The sequence below is a fragment of the Sphingobium fluviale genome, assembly GCF_004122115.1.
GTDB classification, from domain to species: Bacteria; Pseudomonadota; Alphaproteobacteria; order Sphingomonadales; family Sphingomonadaceae; genus Sphingobium; species Sphingobium fluviale.
On sequence record NZ_SBKP01000001.1, the window covers coordinates 15,034 to 31,706 of the forward strand.

Annotated in this window: 20 protein-coding genes; 18 read left to right on the plus strand and 2 right to left on the minus strand. The window is 64.7% G+C overall.

Annotation, left to right across the window (positions count from 1 at the left end; genetic code table 11):
• Window positions 1-56: 56 nt before the first annotated feature.
• Window positions 57-482, minus strand: a complete 426-nt coding sequence (locus EQG66_RS00095; protein ID WP_066766963.1) for a helix-turn-helix domain-containing protein — start codon at window positions 480-482, stop codon at window positions 57-59.
• A gap of 95 nt (window positions 483-577) precedes the next feature.
• Window positions 578-1,054, minus strand: coding sequence for a hypothetical protein (locus EQG66_RS00100; protein ID WP_129402535.1), 477 nt, complete (start codon window positions 1,052-1,054; stop codon window positions 578-580).
• Window positions 1,055-1,318: 264 nt separating this feature from the next.
• Here EQG66_RS00100 and EQG66_RS00105 point away from each other — a divergent pair, with 264 nt between their 5' ends.
• The 18 genes from EQG66_RS00105 (at window position 1,319) to EQG66_RS00190 (ending at window position 16,667) form a co-directional block, all read left to right on the plus strand.
• Window positions 1,319-1,612 (plus strand): hypothetical protein, encoded by a 294-nt coding sequence (locus tag EQG66_RS00105; protein ID WP_129402536.1) that lies wholly within the window; start codon window positions 1,319-1,321, stop codon window positions 1,610-1,612.
• Window positions 1,596-2,396 (plus strand): DsbC family protein, encoded by an 801-nt coding sequence (locus tag EQG66_RS00110; RefSeq protein ID WP_129402537.1) that lies wholly within the window; start codon window positions 1,596-1,598, stop codon window positions 2,394-2,396. The genes EQG66_RS00105 and EQG66_RS00110 overlap by 17 nt, the downstream gene beginning before the upstream one ends.
• Before the next feature lie 184 nt (window positions 2,397-2,580).
• Window positions 2,581-2,895, plus strand: a complete 315-nt coding sequence (locus EQG66_RS00115) for a hypothetical protein (RefSeq protein ID WP_129402538.1) — start codon at window positions 2,581-2,583, stop codon at window positions 2,893-2,895.
• 131 nt (window positions 2,896-3,026) lie between these two features.
• Complete coding sequence (locus EQG66_RS00120) at window positions 3,027-3,293, plus strand: type IV conjugative transfer system protein TraL (protein ID WP_124807523.1); 267 nt, start codon at window positions 3,027-3,029, stop codon at window positions 3,291-3,293.
• Between the two features lie 8 nt (window positions 3,294-3,301).
• Window positions 3,302-3,940, plus strand: a complete 639-nt coding sequence (locus EQG66_RS00125; RefSeq protein WP_129402539.1) for a TraE/TraK family type IV conjugative transfer system protein — start codon at window positions 3,302-3,304, stop codon at window positions 3,938-3,940.
• Complete coding sequence (locus tag EQG66_RS00130) at window positions 3,924-4,709, plus strand: type-F conjugative transfer system secretin TraK (protein ID WP_425470197.1); 786 nt, start codon at window positions 3,924-3,926, stop codon at window positions 4,707-4,709. Before EQG66_RS00125 ends, EQG66_RS00130 begins: the two co-directional genes overlap by 17 nt.
• Window positions 4,710-4,726: 17 nt before the next feature.
• On the plus strand, window positions 4,727-6,052 hold the full coding sequence (locus EQG66_RS00135) for a TraB/VirB10 family protein (protein WP_129402902.1): 1,326 nt from the start codon (window positions 4,727-4,729) through the stop codon (window positions 6,050-6,052).
• Window positions 6,053-6,087: 35 nt separating this feature from the next.
• The gene (locus tag EQG66_RS00140; RefSeq protein ID WP_129402540.1) at window positions 6,088-6,744 is read left to right on the plus strand and encodes a TraV family lipoprotein; all 657 of its coding nucleotides are present in this window, start codon (window positions 6,088-6,090) and stop codon (window positions 6,742-6,744) included.
• Window positions 6,741-9,281 carry a TraC family protein gene (locus EQG66_RS00145; protein WP_129402541.1) on the plus strand — a complete coding sequence of 847 codons (2,541 nt, stop codon included), beginning with the start codon at window positions 6,741-6,743 and terminating at the stop codon, window positions 9,279-9,281. Before EQG66_RS00140 ends, EQG66_RS00145 begins: the two co-directional genes overlap by 4 nt.
• A complete protein-coding gene (locus EQG66_RS00150; protein WP_129402542.1) occupies window positions 9,281-9,619 on the plus strand; it encodes a hypothetical protein in 339 nt (112 codons plus the stop codon). Before EQG66_RS00145 ends, EQG66_RS00150 begins: the two co-directional genes overlap by 1 nt.
• Window positions 9,616-10,011, plus strand: coding sequence for a hypothetical protein (locus tag EQG66_RS00155; protein WP_129402543.1), 396 nt, complete (start codon window positions 9,616-9,618; stop codon window positions 10,009-10,011). The genes EQG66_RS00150 and EQG66_RS00155 overlap by 4 nt, the downstream gene beginning before the upstream one ends.
• Window positions 10,008-10,247: a hypothetical protein gene (locus EQG66_RS00160; RefSeq protein WP_129402544.1), complete on the plus strand. Its 240-nt coding sequence runs from the start codon at window positions 10,008-10,010 to the stop codon at window positions 10,245-10,247. The genes EQG66_RS00155 and EQG66_RS00160 overlap by 4 nt, the downstream gene beginning before the upstream one ends.
• Entirely contained in the window at window positions 10,237-10,944 is a 708-nt protein-coding gene (locus EQG66_RS00165; RefSeq protein ID WP_425470198.1) for a conjugal transfer protein TraW, read from the plus strand. The genes EQG66_RS00160 and EQG66_RS00165 overlap by 11 nt, the downstream gene beginning before the upstream one ends.
• A gap of 2 nt (window positions 10,945-10,946) precedes the next feature.
• Window positions 10,947-11,957, plus strand: a complete 1,011-nt coding sequence (locus EQG66_RS00170) for a TraU family protein (protein ID WP_129402904.1) — start codon at window positions 10,947-10,949, stop codon at window positions 11,955-11,957.
• A gap of 284 nt (window positions 11,958-12,241) precedes the next feature.
• Complete coding sequence (locus EQG66_RS00175; protein ID WP_164975562.1) at window positions 12,242-14,134, plus strand: hypothetical protein; 1,893 nt, start codon at window positions 12,242-12,244, stop codon at window positions 14,132-14,134.
• Complete coding sequence (gene traN, locus EQG66_RS00180) at window positions 14,131-15,231, plus strand: conjugal transfer protein TraN (protein WP_129402545.1); 1,101 nt, start codon at window positions 14,131-14,133, stop codon at window positions 15,229-15,231. Before EQG66_RS00175 ends, traN begins: the two co-directional genes overlap by 4 nt.
• Window positions 15,203-16,099: a type-F conjugative transfer system pilin assembly protein TrbC gene (locus tag EQG66_RS00185; protein WP_129402546.1), complete on the plus strand. Its 897-nt coding sequence runs from the start codon at window positions 15,203-15,205 to the stop codon at window positions 16,097-16,099. The genes traN and EQG66_RS00185 overlap by 29 nt, the downstream gene beginning before the upstream one ends.
• Complete coding sequence (locus EQG66_RS00190) at window positions 16,071-16,667, plus strand: S26 family signal peptidase (RefSeq protein ID WP_129402547.1); 597 nt, start codon at window positions 16,071-16,073, stop codon at window positions 16,665-16,667. The genes EQG66_RS00185 and EQG66_RS00190 overlap by 29 nt, the downstream gene beginning before the upstream one ends.
• Window positions 16,668-16,673: the final 6 nt, after the last annotated feature.

Here is a 16,673-nt window from a genome sequence, read left to right on the forward strand (position 1 = left end):
CTAGTGCGTCGCATTAGTGATAAAAATGCAGATTCCTCCGTTTCGGTCAGAGTTCGCTAGCGCAGTTGCGGAAACGCCGATTCAGATCCTTCGCCCAGGTCAGAACCCAGGCTGCGGCGCATGTCGGCGATGGTGTGGTTGACTATGAACTCGAGCAAATGACATTCGAGTTCATGAAGATTGCCAGCGAGGAGCTGGGGCGGGAAGGCCTTGCCGTGCGCCTTGAACAGCATGGGGATGAGAATGGTACAGGGCGGCATTCCCAGTGCGGTCACGCAGCGCAAATGATCGTCAATCCGGGTCCTGGGATTGCCGGACTCGATCTCGCGGATCCAACTCACGCTGAGACCGGCCCGCTTCGCGAGTTTGGGTTGGGTAAGTCCCTGGCGTCTGCGTTCATCCTCTATTCTCCGGCCTGACATCTGCTTGATTTCGGCAAGCGAAGATTCGTCCGGACCGGATGCCACGCTTTCGTGCGACATCGCCCACTCCTGACTACTGAATCTGGCCCGCCACGGCAGCACGACAGTCGAGGATTGGTGTTTCATACACAATTGGTCAACGCCAATTGTGGCCATTATTGCCCGATCGGGGAAAGCTCTGATCGTCGGACGCGTAATGTCTTGCCGACCTTCAGGCAGTCGCCGGCCTGAACGAGCATCTCGTCATAGGCTGTCATGATGGCTTCGGGCGATGCCAGACGAAATTGCTTCAGCGCGACAATGAAGAGCCGCGAGTTGAGTGCAGCGGGACCTCGCCGCTGTGCCGCGGGGCCGAGCCGGTCTGCGAGTCTGGAAGTCGTCTCCGTCAGCGAGAGCGGCGCGCCGACGAAACAGACCCTGTCGCCGGCCAGACCGGATTCCTTCAAGGTTTTCAAGCCATCGGCAATAATCCGCGTATCGACACGCTCAAGATGAAGCAGCGCGCAGTAGAGCGTATTGCCGAAGGGAAGCAGTTCATTGACAAGATGGCCGAGCCGGCAATGGCAGTCGAGGAATAGCTCGACCCCGGCGGGTGACAGTTTCAGTTTGAAGGTTCTCGAGACCCTTCCCACCGCGCGAATCGTTCCTTTCCATCGCTCTGAGCCGGTCTCTCATTCCTCCTGCCGACCCTGAGGCCGACCTCAATTACAACGAATTGGTAACCAAAAGCGTAACTCGATGGCGCTTGTCAGAATGACGTAGCCCATTGCCCAAGACAATGGCCTGCGCCTTGCGGATTTGAAGTCAAAAACACCATTCCTACCGCCACAGAACGCGGCCGGTTCGGGACAGGTTCCCGGTTCGGCATGCGGAAACTCGCAGGCAGGAGGTAGCCGGTGCTCCGATTTCGACGATCAGCGTTGCATAGCCTCTGCCTCGTGCTGACAGCCAACTCGATTACGGCCTGTGCCCCGGTCCCCGGACCGGTGACGCTTCCCCCGTCCGGCCCGCGCCATCAATTCATTGCCGAAGCCGCCACAGGCTTCGTGATCCGCGTCGACGAGGCCGATGCTTCGGCCACCGCGGCGCCATCGTCCCCGCCGGTCACGCTCGGCAGCACGGTCAGCTTCGACCGGGACGCCCTGATTTCCAACCACCCGAAGGAGGCTCCCCATGGCGAAAGCCGATAAGCTAAAGGCGTTTCACGCCGCGACCGGCGCCCTGGCGCTGCTGATCGGCAGCACCGCTGCGCTCGCGGCGCCCGGCGACAATGGCAAGTCCGAGGACAAGGTGCTCGCCGAGGCGGCCGAAGCCGCGCAGGCCCAACTCCGCCAGAGTTTCACCAACCTTCAGTTCGAGGAATTCGGACGCGCGCCGGTCAAGGGGACGATCTATCAGGCGGTCGCTGGCGGGCGCATCATCTATTATGCCCCCACGAGCGAGCACATCCTGTTCGCAACCGTCTACGACAAGAACGGCGTCAACGTCACCGCGCTCGCGCAGGAAGCGAGCACAGCAAAGCGGTTGAAGTTGATCGATCCGGACAAGGCGCTGGCGATCGGTCCGGCGGATGCGCCCACCGTCATCGAGTTCACCGATCCCGATTGTCCCTATTGCCGCGCGCTCGACAAGTTCTGGGCGGCCAAGGCGGCCGAAGGCAAGCCCGTGCGCCGCCTGATCTATTTCGTCAGCGGCATTCACCCCCAGGCCGCAGCCAAGGCCGAACACATCTTGTGCTCGCTGGACAAGGAGGCCGCGTTCCGCGCGATCTATGCTGGCGCCGCACCCAAGCAGCTCGAAAAGTGCGCCGCTGGTGCGGCGAGGGTCGCCGAAGATGCCGGCATCGTGCGCAAGCTCGGCATCACCGGCACGCCGACGCTGATTGCCGACGGCAAGCTCGTCTCGGGTTTCCAGCAGGCCGAACTCGAGTCGTTCCTCGAAGCGAAAAAGGCCGGCGCCGATGCCGTGCGTTGAAGGCCGTTCCCCTCATCTGGCGGACGCCTGCCACCCGGCCTCTTCGGCCGAAGTCAGGCGGACCGAAATGCCGGCGCTCGCGGCTTATCAGGAGCCGTCCACCGCGCGCGTCGGCCGACAGCGATCATCCATCGATGCCGGCAGGCAGTGTCCCGGGCGGCTCCAGGCAAGTGGAGTTAAACACATGATCAAGAAGATCGGCAACCAGGCAGCGGCTGTCGCCAATGTCGGCCTCCCTTTGGCCCTCCTGGCGTTGGCGGGCGGAGCCGCCCACGCCTTCACCGCGCCGGCCGCTGGCGACCTCGGCTACGACATCTACGACATCGTCGTGAACAAGGGCGTCAAGGGTCCGCTCGGCTTCGTCGGCGGCGTCGCAGCCTTTCTGTTCGGCGTCTCGCGACTGTTTTCCAACATCATGGTGGGCATCCCGACGATCGTCGCGGCGGTCGCCCTGATCAAGTCGGATTCGATCCTGCAGACCTTCGGGATGGTGATCTGAACCCCTTGGGAGTCAGCCGGTCGCCCGAGTGGACCCGCTGCCGGTGAGACCCCCGACACGCTGGAGGCCGATGGTCGGCCTTCGGAAATGACCCCTGACGACGGGTGTCATGAAGCAGGAGGAGAAGGGCATTGGACGAGCGTCTGCCCCAGTATCTGCACGGCCCGGTCCAGATCCTCTGGTTCGGCTCGGACGAGTTCGTACTGGTCATGTCGACCATCTTCGTCGCCGCGATCGTCGGCGGACTGGTCGGCTGGGTGCTCATCTGTGCCCTTCTCCTTTTCATCCCCTGGAAGCGCAGCAAACCGCGCGGCTTCCTGCCCCACCTCGCCTGGCGCTGGGGGCTGGTTTCCTTTCGCCATTACCCGGGTCCGACCCAAACGCGCTTTTTCGAGTGAGACCGACGATGCCGTTCTTCAAATCCAGCAAGACCGAGGTGTCCGACCCGCTCGCCGGCAAACCCGCGAGCTTCGCGATCCACCGCTACCTCCAGGGTTCGGCCAACCTCTTCGAGGAGAACCGGCTCCTGAAGTTCGCGATCGCCGGCATGTTCGGGGTCTCCGCAGTGCTCGGCACGCTGATCTACACGACCAACCAGAACCAGCGGACGGTGATCGTGCCGTTTGGGGCGAGCGGCGATCTCTACGTCACCGGAAATACGCCTTCGGTGGCGTACATGCGCACGATGACCCGCAACGTGGTCAGCCTTTCCGGCACCTATTCCGCTTACAGCGCCGACAAGCAGTTCCAGGAACTGCTGAGCCTAGCGCATCCCAGCGCCTACAATGGCCTGCGCGACAGCCTTAATGCCATTCTCGACGAACTCGCGAACAATCCGACTTTGTCGATCGCGACCTATATCCGGCCCGACCAGCCCGTCACCTGGACCTCGACCGACATCGTCGTTCCGGTCGAGAAGGTCCGCGTCATTGGCGGGGTGATCCGCAAGTTCCGGGGCAATCTCCACATCGGTTACGCCATCGACAACGGCCGGTTCTGGCTCACCCAACTCACCGAGGAAAACTTCGATGCCGAACTCCGGTAAAGGACGCGCCCCGCGCGCGCTCCCGGCGATGCTGCTTGCCGCCGCAATATTGTCGCCAGCTATGCCAGCGCGGGCACAGGGGATCATCGCCCTTCCCGACCAGACCAGCACGATCCGCCTCTCCAACCGCGATATCAACCATGTCGTCTGCGAGGGCGGCGAGATCGAGGACGTCAAGTTCTCCGCCGAAAAGGCGATCGCGGTCGAGAAGGCGGGCGCCGACGCCTGGATCAAGTTCCTGGTCAAGGAGACCGAGGATTTGGGTCAGACGACGCGCAGCTACGTCACCGCCCCGTCGGAATTCTTCATCGCCTGCAACGGCGCGATCTATCCGCTCTATGCCGAACCGGCCGACATCCCGGCGCAGACCGTGACGCTTGCGCCCGGCTCGATCCAGCGCGCCAAGGCCAACAGCGATCTGCTTGGTCCGCTGGTCGAGGAGGACCGTGCGGTCTCGATCACGCTGGCCATGCTGCAGGACCGGGTGCCGGCAAGTTTCGCCGAGGTCGCGCCGCGCTTGGGCAGGATCGTGCTCGAAGGGCTTCCTACCGCGATCCTCACTGAACGGCGGCGCGTCGCGATCGAAGGCGCGGGGCTATCGGCCTCCGAATATCTGGTCGCTGCGAACAGCGATACCACGCTCGACGAGCGGACATTCCTCGACCGCAGCCTCGGCGCAAACGTGTTCGCGGTCTCGCTCGACCGATTGACGCTCAAGCATGGCGAGACCGCACGCCTCATCGTCATCCGCCGGGGAGAGGCACAATGAGCATCGACGATACTCCCATGTCCGGCGCTGAGAAATCTGATGGGGGCCCGGCCCTGCCAGGTCCCAATGGCGAGCGCAGCCCTTACCAGGCACATCTGGCGGCCGAAGCTGCTGGGCCGGAGCGCGGCCCTGCCTTGCTCGGCTGGAAGGCGCGCTGGGATGCGCTCGGCTCAGGCGCAAAGCTGCGCATCAAGCAGGCGGCGCTTGCCGGTGCGGTCGGGGTGCTCGGCTACGGGCTCTATACGGCCAGCACTGGCGGCGAGGAGGACAAGGCCCCCGCACCCGCCGCATCCAAGCTCGACATGGGCGCGGGGCTGCGCGGCGACAGCCTCGAGGAGAAGCTGCGCGGCGATTTCAAGAAGGTCATCGACGGCCAGCAGTTGCTCGGCGACCGCATCACCGCGATCGAGGAAGGCAAGGTCGTGCCCCACGGCGCCACGCCCGGTGGCGACGGCGCCGGAGTCGACGGCGGAGACCTGCCGCCGGCGCTGCCTGGCAGTGCGCCCGCCTTCCCGCCCTCGCCCGCCGGTGTCCCCGGGTCGGAAGCAGGTTTACCGGCCCCACCGGTTCCCCCCGCACCGCCGGCCGCGCCCCCTGCCCCGCCGGTTGAAAAGGTCGTCGGGTCGATTGGCGCGGCGACCAGTCCGATGCTGCCGAAGGACGCTTCAGGAAACGGGCCGGATTCGAAAAAAAAGAATCGGACGATCTATTTGCCGCCTGGTTTCATGAAGGCGCGGCTGCTGACCGGGGTGGACGCACTGGCGAGCCGGGACGCGACCTCGAACCCGGAACCGATCATCGCCCGCGTTCAGGCGCCCGCCGTGCTTCCCAATGACGTCAAGGCGAACCTGTCGGGCTGTTTCGTCATCGGTAACGCGACCGGCAGCCTCGCCAAGGAACGCGTCGAGATCCAGCTTGTGAGCCTGTCCTGCGTCGATTTCGACGAGCATTCGGTGGTCGATCAGCCGGTCAAGGGCTTCTTCGTCGATGCTGACGGCAAGAAGGGCCTGTCGGGCAAAGTCGTCACCCGCGCCGGCGCCGCGCTTGCGCGCAGCTTCATCGCCGGCACCATCAGCGGGATCAGCCAGTCGGTCGAGAGCACCTTCGGCGAGACCTCAACTTCGGCATTGGGCACGGTGCGCACGCTAAACGCGGGCGATGCCGCCAAGACCGGGATCGCCGGCGGCCTCTCCAAATCCTCGGACAAGCTCACCGACTTTTACCTCGATCTCGCCCGTCAGGCCGGCCCCATCGTCGAGGTCGGCGCGGCCAAGGAAGTCGTCGTGGTCATCCAGGAGGGCGTGACCCTCGAAATCAAGCCCAGCGCTGGAGCCAAGTTCTGATGCCCCGGCCTCACCCCAGCTTCGGAGAAACCGCCATGGAGCACCCGCCCTTCGTCCGGCCGCGCCTCAGCCGCCTGCTGCCGCTCACGCTCATTGCAGCAACCCTGCCGCTGGGGGGCTGCGCCACCGTCGGCTCGCTGATGTCGCCCTATCCGGAAAAGTTCTCCTGCAAGAACAGCGATCACGGCCAGTGCATCCATCCCGAGAAAGCCTATGAGGATGCAGTAGCGGGCCGTAGCCCCCGCTCCGATCCTGCGGTCACGCGTGATAAGAAACTGCTGCGCGGAAGCAATGCGACAGCGACCGACGCCACGACCGCGGCAACGCATGGCAAGGCCGGATCCAACACCTATGGCACCTACCGCGACAGCGTCTATCGCGAGCTGCAAGGGCTGATAGACCAGCCCGTCACGCCGATGCTGAAGCCCAGCCAGGCCGTGCGGACGCTGATCCTGCCCTATGCCGACCGGCAGCGCCCCGACCGGCTCTACATGCCGCGCTACGTCTATTCGATCCTCGAGCGCCCGTCCTGGGTGGTCGGCGGCTATCTGGTCGAACCGGTCTCGCCCGCCGCGCAATTGCCCGTGCTCGGCCAGCTGCGCGAACACGGCGGCGACAGCCCTGATTTGACAGCGATACCCGCAGCCGCACCGGTTCCGGCAGCGCTGCCGGGTAAGGAGCTCCGGCGATGAGCGCGCGCCACGAGGAAGCGGGCGGGCTCAGCTTCGCGGCGCTGCGGCGGCATGTCGCGCGCGATTCCTATTCGGACCATCTGCCGCTCGTTGCCTGGGTCGAGGAGGAAGGTGCCTTCCTCACCATCGACGACGGCTGGGGCTATGCCTGGGAGCTGGTGCCATCGGCCTATATGTTCGCTCATGTTCACAGTGCTTTGCTTGGGGTTCTCAACATTCACTTTGAACCCAGCACGGTCCTCCAGATCATGAGTTTCGCCGATCCGCTGATCGACGATGCGCTCGATGCCTTCCTCGATTTGAAGACCCGCGACGATCCGCTGATTCAGGCCTCGGCACGGCGGACCTACGATTACCTGCGCCAGGGACGACACGGCCTTCGCGCGCTCCATGGCATCCCGATCCGCAATTTCCGCACGATTCTGGCCGTCAAGACGCGGAAACCGCTGGGTCAGGATACGCGGCGACAGATCGAAGAGCAGCTCGCCAAGCTGGGTATTGTCCCGCTGCCGCCGGAAGAGATCATGACCTTCTATCGGCGCGTGTTCAACGGCGTGTTCGAGGCGGCTCCGGGCAGCTTCGTCAACGGTTCAAGCGACGGCAGCGAACCGCGCCCCTTGCGCAAGCAGATCATCGATGCCGGACCCGACCTTCTGTTCGAAGGCCCCGAGGTCTTTCTCGGCAACCAGGTCGCGCGCTGCCTCACGCCCAAGGCGCCCGCGCGGCGGATCAGCGCCGAGCGCGCCAATCGGCTGACCGGCGGTATGCGCGGGTCAGCCGAGGACAGCGACCAGATCGGCGGTCCGTTCCTTTATACCTTGAATGTCCTGTTCGATCATTCGGCCTTCGAGATCCACAAGCGCGCGCAGATCCTCTCGGCGCAGAAAGCGGCGGGATCTTTCGCAGTCGAGGTCGGCAAGCAGATCGAGGAGATCGGCTGGGTCCTCGACGAAGCCGGCAACAGCCGCTTCGTCCGGGTGATCCCGACCGTCTGGGTGTTCGGCCAGACCCGCGCCCAGGCCCGCGAAATGGCGGCGCGCGCCAAGCGGCTGTGGGAAGCCGAGCCCCTCCCGTTCATGATGCAGGAGGAGAGCTACCTCAATCCGGTGCTGCTGCCGATGAGCCTCCCCTTCGGGCTCTATCCCGACGGCAAGACCTTGAGGATGCTCGAGCGCGATTTCCGCATGCCGGTGAAAGCCGCGGTACTGATGACGCCGATCCAGACCGACTTTCGCGGCGGTGGCCGTCCGGCGCTGCTCTACACCGGGCGCAAGGGCCAGCTCATCACGCTCGATCTCTTCGATCCCCGCATCAACAACTACAATTTCATCGTCTCGGCCGAGAGCGGCGCGGGCAAGAGCTTCCTGCTCAACAATCTCTGCCAGCAATATTACGCGTCTGGCGCGCTCATCCGCATCATCGATATCGGCGGTTCCTATCGCAAGCTCTGCACGCTGTGTTCGGGCCGCTATATCGACATCGGCGAGGAGCGGCTCGTCCTCAACCCCTTCGACATGGGGTTCGCACTCGATGGCGACGACCGCCAGTCGGCGATCGCCATGGCAGTCGCGATCGTCGCCGAGATGGCCAATGCCTCGACCCGCAAGGGCGTCTCGACCTCGGAATGGAACTTGCTCAAATCCGCCGTCCAGTGGACGATCGACTCCGGCCGGGCCGAGGACGGGATCGACGCGGTGCGCGACTGGCTCGGAGCCTACCCCGTCAATACCGCCAGCGATCTCGATCGGGTCGATCATCTCGTGCCGGTGGCGCGCGAGCTCGCGTTCAACTTGCGCGATTTCGGGTCGGAAGGCGCTTACGGGCACTATTTCAACGGATCCTCGACCTTCGACATTTCGAGCGACGAATTCGTCGTGCTCGAGCTCGAGCGCCTCAAGAACATGCCCGATCTGTTCAACGTGGTCGTGATGGTGGTGGTGAACGCCGTCACCCAGGAGCTGTACATGTCGGGCCGCGACCGACCGCGCTTCGTGCTCTGCGACGAGGCCGCTCAGTTCATGACGCGCACCGACGGGCAGGACCTGTCGCGCCTCGCCGAGGCCTTCGGCCAGGGCTACCGCCGCGCGCGCAAATATCAGGGAAGCTTCGGCATCGTCATGCAGTCGATGAACGACCTCCTCCTGTTCGGCGGCACCGGCCAGGTGATCCTCGAAAACGCCGCGACGCGCTTCCTCTTGCAGGGGTCGACCTACGACAAGGCGGTCGACAACAAGATCCTCGACTATTCGCCCTTCGTCCTCGACCTGCTGAAATCGGTCCGGAACAACAAGCCCAACTATTCCGAGGTGTTCATCGACAGCCCGCTCGGCCTCGGTATCGCCCGGCTGGTGGTCGATCCGTTCAGCTACTGGATCAACACCTCGGCGCCGACCGAAGTTGCCGCCTTCGAAGCGCTGATCCGGCACGGCCGCTCGCCGCTCGAAGCCGTATGCGAGCTTGCCGGGGTGAACCCCCCGGACATTCTCGGGGCTTCCGCGCCGCAGCTTGCCGCCCCGCTCGGACAGGAGGTGGTGTGATGCGCTTCAAACGCTCCCACGCCGACTCCCACTATGGCCAGTTGCCGCTCGACTGGAGCAAGGATGCCGAGATCGAGCGCATCATCGAAGCACGCGTCGCGATCCGTGCCGAGGCGGCGGCGCTGCGCTGGCGGTTCCGGCTGATCGTGATCGAGACGGTACTGATGGCAGCGCTCGTGCTTGCCGCCGGATTGGCGCTCAAGCAGCCGGCCGCCACGGTTCTGCGCGGCGCGGCGATCGTCGGCGCGGCCTGCCTCGCCAGCGGCGTGCTTCTCATCCTGCTGTCTGGCCTCACCGGCCATCTTGCCGCCCGCTATCGCCGCTGGAGGAGCCAATGACGGACGACATACTGCTCAATGGCTCGCATAGCATACGGCCCTGCCCATTCGCGGAACGCCGCCGCGACGAAACGCTGCACGATTTCCTGCTGCGCCGCCATCAGGAAATGGGTGACGAAATCACCACGTTCGAGGCGATCACCAGGCGGCAAGCTGCGATAATCTGGGACGAGCGTGAGGCGCGCATCGCGCACGAATGCTCGCTGCTTGTCAGCCAGGCCTGGATCGCTGCGGTCGTGGCGGGGCTGTTCGGGATCTTTCGCCCGGACGACTGGCTGGGCCTTGTGATCGCCGTCGCTGTCGCGAGCATGATCGGCGGCATCTGTCTCATTCGTCTACCTTCGGCACTCCGGCGCGCCCTTGATCGCATCCGTGGATGGAGGCGGAAATGAGAGGCATCCTCTCCGCTGTGCCCGGTCCTTCGGCGATCCGCCTGATGGTCGGCACGCACCTCCTACTGCTGATCCAGGCCGCGCTGGTGCTGTGGTCGGCCCCGCATGTCGATATGCCGCTGCGCATCCTGGTGGGCATGGTGTTCGCCATCGCAGCGGGCGGGCTGGTCGCCGCGATCCATGGTGGTGGTGACGAACGGCGACAGGACTGGTGGAGGCGCCGCCATGGACGCTGATCGCACGCCTCCGCAAGAAGGCCGCCAGCCAGGCTGGGGCGTTGTCGCCTTTCAGACGAGCATGATCGCCGCGCTGTTGGTCGGTGCCGTGATAGTTGCCGCCAGTGCGCATGCCGCGAGTTCGACAATCGGGCGCACCTGGCCGATCGCCGAACCCGATGCGCTCGCCGAGATCGAGGCCCGCGCTTCGAAGCTCCCCGCCAACATGCGCGCGAAGTTCGGTCCCCGCTCGGGGTGGTCGGCGATGAAGGCGGCTAGCCTGACGCCCGCGACGAAGAGCCAGACCCGCAGCGTCGTGCCTTTCTATACGCTCGATACCGAGATCCGTCTGCCGGGCGGCGAACTGCTTTATCCCAAGGGCTACAGCTTCAATCCCCTCACCTATGTGACGCTGCCGCAGCGTCTCGTCGTCGTCCATCCACGCGATCTCGCCTGGGCGCTCAAAACCGCGCGGCTCACCGACTTCATCCTGCTCGCGGCGGGCGACGCCAAGGATGACGATGCCATCACGCTGTCGGAACGCACAGGTCGGCCCATCTTCATCCTCGAGGAGCGGATCAAGGACCGGCTCGGCCTCACGGTGGCCCCCGCAATCATCGCGCAGGTCGGCCAAAAGCTCGAACTGACCGAAGTCCGGCTCGTGCGCACGGGACAGACGCAGAGCACTCCTCCCATCCCGCGAAAGTCCGCGCCATGAACATGCGTAGCAAGAAAACCTGGCTCGCAGCCGCGTCACTGCTGCTCGTAGGACTCGGCCTGGCCGCACCGGCGCAGGCCTCGTCTTGCCCGGCGGGCACAGTATTCAACCCGATCACCAAGGTGCGCTGGAACTGCATTTTCCCGATCACCATCGGCGGGGTGCGGATCGGGAGCTTCGACAAGCTCTCGAAGGAACTCGACGCGCAGTCATCGTCCAAACCCCTATGTGCCTGCCGCAAGGGCGCGACCTTCTGGTTCGGGGTCAAGGTCTCGTTCTGGTCGCCCAATCGCATGGTCGACGTCGTGACCGAGCCCGGCTGCATGATGGCGCTCGGCGCCGATCTGCTGCCGACGCACGGAAAACTCCAGGGCAGCCAGAGTTCGATCGCTGACGGAACGAACACCCGCAAGATGTTCGCACAGATGCACTATTACGTCTCGCCGGTCTGGAAGATGCTCGACATGTTCACCGACCTGCCGTGCCTCGAGGACGACGGTTTCGACGTCGCGATGATCACCGAAGTGCTGCCGACCTGGCAGTCGGGAACATTGGGCGCGATCATCCAGCCCGAGGGCATCCTGTTCGGCAATCCCGCTGCGGGCCTTGCCTGTATGGCCGACAGCGCCGCGGCGGCCGCGGGCAAGGTCATCGATCCGCTGTTCTGGTGCATGGGTTCGTGGGGCGCGACCTATCCCGTCGCCGGCGACATCCATTTCGACGATTCGGTCGAGGCCTGGGCGGGGCTTGCCGCGCGCGGCACCTTCATGATGGGACGTCTGGGTGCTCTCACCATCAGTTCGGCGGACGGCTGCTCGTTCAAACCGCAGCCGATCTGGACCAAGTCGCGCTACAAGCTTCAGATCATGGAGCCCGTCAAGGGCGGCAAATGCGTCAATATCGGCCGGCCCGGCGCGCTGTGGTCGAGTGGAAAACACGCGCCGGGCAAGGACAACGCCCAGTTCATGCTCTTCGAGAAGGTGATCTGCTGCGCCGGGATTCCGGTGCCATGAGCAGCAGCGCCTTCATCCCCCGGATTTTCGAACGTCCCGCGTGGGCCCTGGGTAAGCCATGGTCTGCCCGCCACAGCCAGCACGGCTGCCAGGGTGCGCGCGCGGCGGGAGCGGTGCCCCAAGCCCCAGGCGGCGTCGCTCCAACCCCGGTCAGCACGGTCGCCCTGCCTCTCTCGGGTGCGGTCCCCCTCTCAGCCGCCCCACAGAGGCTGACGGCCGTGCTGGCCACCTCCAGAAGCCGAGGGCGGACCTGGCCCCTGCTGCTCGCCGGCGCCGTGCTGGTCATGCCTTCGGTCCTGCAAGCGCAAACTGTGGAGGATCGCGCCCGTGCTGCCGCGACCGCCTCGCGCGCGAAAACCGGCGAGAGCGACACGCTGCAGCAGAACTATGTGACGCCGGGGATGAGCGGTCAGCCGATCGCGACGGTCGATGGCCGCAAAAGCTTCACGCCGACCATCGCGTGCCAGAAGACCGCCAATTTGCTCGAAGTGCTGATCCAGCCCAACGGGACCGGCGACATCGGTGTTGTGCGGATATCGCGCGACAAGGATCTCGACGGCAAGTTCGACAGCAGCGCGACATTGCCCGTTCCGGTCTCGGGTATCTGCGCGAACGGCATCATCTCCTGCAATCCCGGCACCTGGAACCAGTGCCGTTCGTTCCGCTGGGACCTGGATGCGGCGAAAGACCTCAAGCTCACCCAGGTCGATATGCCCGAGCTCGCCGGCTGTTACTGCGTCAACGACAGCTGCGGCAGCAATCTCGTCTTCGGCAACCTCGCCTCGGTGCTGAAGGACTTGGGCGGCGGCATGGTCGGCGCTCTCACCACCGCCGATCCCCGCATCGGTGTGGCTGAAGCCCGGATCAATGGCCCGGTCATCGACTATGTCGGCGCGCAGACCACCGCCTGCAGCGCGAGCCCGGCGATTGGCCAGACCGCCTACCGAACCAATCCCGCCGCGATCCAGGGTGATGCCTTCGCGCTGTCGTCGAGCAATCCGGTGTTCCAGGCGCTCGCGGCCTCGCCGGCAGGCACGGGCAAGGCGCAACAGTTGCGCGGCTGTACGGTGACGCGCGAAGTGACGGTCAAGGAAGTCAGGGTCGAGGTTGTCATAGCCCGCACGGCGGGAGGTTATGCGACGATCGATGATGGCGCGGGCAATGTCGACTTCCTTATGGGCTCGCCTAGCAACAACAGCCTTTCAGGCGGGAGCTGCCGCCTGTTCGACTTCAAAATGACGATCCATGTCGAAGATCCCGACCGGCTGAAGTCAGCCACCTTGCCCTATTACTTCGTGGACGATTGGGGACAGCTTCGCATCGATGGCACGCTTGTCACTTATGGTCCGGGCGCCTGGACCGGTAGCGGCTATCCGCCCGGGAAATGCGAACGCAAGCGGACCAGCTATTTCGCGCCGAACATCGATCTGAAGCCTTGGCTCACCAAGGGAGACCATGAGATCTGGCTACGCGTCGCGGTTGGCGGCGGCGGCGAAGCTTTCGCGCAGATCCATGCCGAGGTCGATACCAGTTGCAAGACCGCGGAGCGCCTGGTCGATCTCTGTTCGGGTTACGCTGCCGATCCCAAATGCAGCCTCTCGGAGGAATTGGTCGACGGCGTCCAGACCTTCCGCAATGGCGTTGCTACGGGCTTGAGGCCGTTGCCCCAGACCCGGCTGTTCGGCAGTGCCAACTGCACGCTGCAGATCACGCGCGATTTCTTCGAACGCAACCGGACATATGTCTGCTCGACCGACAGCGCGGCGCTTCCCGAACCCGATCTCTCCCGCGGCGCCTATATCATCGACCATTCGACCGAGACGCTGCTGGCCGACCGGCAGAAGGCGAAGGATGGCAGCGTCACAACATCGACGCGGGCGTTTGCGCTGCCGCCGCAAGCCGCGGTTCCCGTCTGCGAGGCGATCTGCAAGACCCGCGCACCGAAAGCCAACACTGCCGCCGCACCCGACGGCGTAGTGGCGAACCGCCAGAACAGTCCTTCCGGCTACGACACGTTCTATCACACCTGCGATGCCGACAATGCCTGCCCCGCCGGACCCGGCGAGGAAGTGGTCTCGGCCTGCGGCTGTCTCGACGATTTTCCCGAAGCGGTGGTGATGATGCAGACCGTCCGACTCGCCGGCGCCGACATGACCTGCACGACCGCCGTGCCATGAAGCGCCCAGCTATCTCACGCTATGCCATAGGCCTCACCCTACTGCTTGGTGCGACGAGCCTGACGCCGGTAGCGGTCCATGCCGAACAGGTCTGCGCCGCCGATCTCAACGGTAATGGCGATGCCGCCGATTCCGGGGAAACGGCAAGCTGCACCGAGATGCAGGGCGGCACCTGGCAATGCCCACTGCAACAGGTTGCATGCACCGTGACCGGCCCTGGAACCTATGCCTGTCCGTTGGGCGCGCAATATTCTTGCGAAGCGCCGGCCTCGGGCGGCGCGCCAACCTGCTCGCCCAATCTGTGCCAGGACACCGGCGCAGCGCCAATCGCCGAGGAGCCGCCGATTAATGATCCGGGCACGCCCCCGGACGGCGCGGTCGATGGACAAGGCAATTGCACCGCCAATATCGAGATATTCTCCGGGCGCGGCATGCGCTGCCGGCCACCGGGGCTGCTCAACACCTTCAGCAATTGCTGCAAGGACAAGGGCAAGATCGTTAAAGACGGGATGGGCTCCTCGATTTCCTCGATCGGCACCAAGATCGCTGTCGCCAAGGGCGTGTTCACCGGCATGAGTGCCGCCTATGCCGCGTTCAAGGCGGGGGCGACCGCGGGTCAGGCGGCAAATGCCGGGGCCAGTGCAATGATCGCCGGGATCGATCCAACCTCGCTCGCGATCAGCCTTGCGATCAATTTCATGATCGAGGTTCTGCTGCAGGGCTGCGACCAGCAGGATATGGAAACCGGCATGCTGCGCGGCTCGGGCATGTGCCATGAGGTCGGCACCTATTGCGCCTCGAAGATCCTCGGCATCTGTATCCAGAAGGCCAGGGGCCATTGCTGCTTCAACACCAAGCTCGGGCGCATCATCCAGGAGCAGGGCCGCCCGCAGCTCAAATCGTTCAACGGGCTTGGTTGGGGCACGCCCAAGAAGCCCTACTGCCGCGGGTTCACGCCGGAAGAGTTCCAGGCGCTCGATTTCTCCAAAATGGACCTTTCCGAATATTATGCGGAGATCGAGGCCCGCACCCAGAGCCAAATCCACATCGACATGAAGGACAGGATCGATGCCTATATGCAGGCCGTCGGCAAGTAGCGCCGTGCGTGCTGGGCGCACACTGCTGATGCTTGGCATTGCGCTGGGGTGCGCCAATGCCGCTATCGCGCAGAACAGTGCTCCGCCGCCGCAAGCCGCCCCGCACACTTCTGCGAGGCAGCAGGGCGATGCCGCGATGGAGCGGCTGAAGGACGCGGTTGCCCGGCAGAAGGCGGAAACGCCGACAGGCCCGACTGCCCTTCCGGATTTACCCGAGGCCGAGCGCCGCCGCGCTTTCGAGGGTTTGCGCAAGCATGCCCCCTCGCCCGCCATGGACGCGCGTGCGCGCGCCGCTCTCGAGGCCGGCAAGGACGCCTTTGCCGCCCAGCGCGAGGCAATGGGGAAGCGCTTGCGCGAAGCCCTCGGCCTCGAAGCCCCCGACATGGCCGCCGTTGCCAATCACGCCGCATCCAAAGTGGCCAACGACTGGGTGCCGGTGCTGTTCGTCTCCTCCTCTATGCCAGTGACGACGCTCCGCACCTATGCTGTGCAGCTCGAAAAGGCGGGCGGCGTCATGGCGTTTCGCGGGATGCCGGGCGGGCTCGCCAGGGTCGGGCCGATGGCGAAGCTCTCGGCTGAGGTGCTGCGGCTCGATCCCGGCTGCGAGGGTCCGGCCTGCGCCATGCGCAACGTCCAGCTCATCGTCGATCCACTGGTGTTCCGTCAGCACGGCGTGAATGCGGTTCCCGCACTCGCCATGATCCCGGGCGATCCCACCCAGCCCTATTGCGAGCGCGACGATGCAAGTCCTGTCGCAGTCCACGTCATCTACGGCGATGCCGCGCTCTCCGGTTTGCTCGACGAATATGCCCGACTGGGCGGCAAAGAGGAGGTCCGCGATGCTCAAGCTCGCCTGGAAGGCCGCTAGAGCGGCTTGGCCCGAGATCTGGCTGCTGCCCCTGCGCGCTGCGGTCGCACTCGGAAGTTCGGGACTCGGACAGCCGGTCCGCCCGGCGCAGCTGTGGAAAGCCTATGCCATCGTTCTACCCATCGGCCTCGCGACGCTCTGGGCGATCCCGCAGCTGACCTGGGTGATGAGCCCTTCGATCGATGCGGTGGCGGTGCGCGCCGGTTCAGGCCCGATCCGCAAGGGCGACTATGTCATGTTCGAGCTGTCGCATCCGCTTGCCGGACCAAGGCCCGTCAACGTCACCAAACAGGCACTGTGCATGCCGGGCGAGCGCATTGCCCTGATCGAGAAGCCTTCGAACACACCTGGAGTCTGGGACGGCTGGTATTACTGCAACGAGCAGCTGCTCAATGTGTCGAAGCCGATGGGGCGTAACGGCATGACGCTCGATCACTGGCAGCCGAAGCTCGGAACGATCCCTCAAGGCTTCATATTCGTCGGCTCACACCATCCCGACGGGTTCGACAGCCGCTACTACGGCCCGGTGGCACTTCCTCGGCTCAAGCGCATGGAGAAGGTGCTGTGACGCGGT

Excerpts from the sequence above, each read along its gene's own strand:
- EQG66_RS00095 (WP_066766963.1), bottom strand. The coding sequence starts at position 482 with ATGTCGCACGAAAGCGTGGCATCCGGTCCGGACGAATCTTCGCTTGCC.
- EQG66_RS00110 (WP_129402537.1), top strand. The coding sequence starts at position 1,596 with ATGGCGAAAGCCGATAAGCTAAAGGCGTTTCACGCCGCGACCGGCGCC.
- EQG66_RS00115 (WP_129402538.1), top strand. The coding sequence starts at position 2,581 with ATGATCAAGAAGATCGGCAACCAGGCAGCGGCTGTCGCCAATGTCGGC.
- EQG66_RS00125 (WP_129402539.1), top strand. The coding sequence starts at position 3,302 with ATGCCGTTCTTCAAATCCAGCAAGACCGAGGTGTCCGACCCGCTCGCC.
- EQG66_RS00130 (WP_425470197.1), top strand. The coding sequence starts at position 3,924 with ATGCCGAACTCCGGTAAAGGACGCGCCCCGCGCGCGCTCCCGGCGATG.
- EQG66_RS00135 (WP_129402902.1), top strand. The coding sequence starts at position 4,727 with ATGTCCGGCGCTGAGAAATCTGATGGGGGCCCGGCCCTGCCAGGTCCC.
- EQG66_RS00140 (WP_129402540.1), top strand. The coding sequence starts at position 6,088 with ATGGAGCACCCGCCCTTCGTCCGGCCGCGCCTCAGCCGCCTGCTGCCG.
- EQG66_RS00145 (WP_129402541.1), top strand. The coding sequence starts at position 6,741 with ATGAGCGCGCGCCACGAGGAAGCGGGCGGGCTCAGCTTCGCGGCGCTG.
- EQG66_RS00150 (WP_129402542.1), top strand. The coding sequence starts at position 9,281 with ATGCGCTTCAAACGCTCCCACGCCGACTCCCACTATGGCCAGTTGCCG.
- EQG66_RS00155 (WP_129402543.1), top strand. The coding sequence starts at position 9,616 with ATGACGGACGACATACTGCTCAATGGCTCGCATAGCATACGGCCCTGC.
- EQG66_RS00160 (WP_129402544.1), top strand. The coding sequence starts at position 10,008 with ATGAGAGGCATCCTCTCCGCTGTGCCCGGTCCTTCGGCGATCCGCCTG.
- EQG66_RS00165 (WP_425470198.1), top strand. The coding sequence starts at position 10,237 with ATGGACGCTGATCGCACGCCTCCGCAAGAAGGCCGCCAGCCAGGCTGG.
- EQG66_RS00170 (WP_129402904.1), top strand. The coding sequence starts at position 10,947 with ATGCGTAGCAAGAAAACCTGGCTCGCAGCCGCGTCACTGCTGCTCGTA.
- EQG66_RS00175 (WP_164975562.1), top strand. The coding sequence starts at position 12,242 with ATGCCTTCGGTCCTGCAAGCGCAAACTGTGGAGGATCGCGCCCGTGCT.
- traN (WP_129402545.1), top strand. The coding sequence starts at position 14,131 with ATGAAGCGCCCAGCTATCTCACGCTATGCCATAGGCCTCACCCTACTG.
- EQG66_RS00185 (WP_129402546.1), top strand. The coding sequence starts at position 15,203 with ATGCCTATATGCAGGCCGTCGGCAAGTAGCGCCGTGCGTGCTGGGCGC.
- EQG66_RS00190 (WP_129402547.1), top strand. The coding sequence starts at position 16,071 with ATGCTCAAGCTCGCCTGGAAGGCCGCTAGAGCGGCTTGGCCCGAGATC.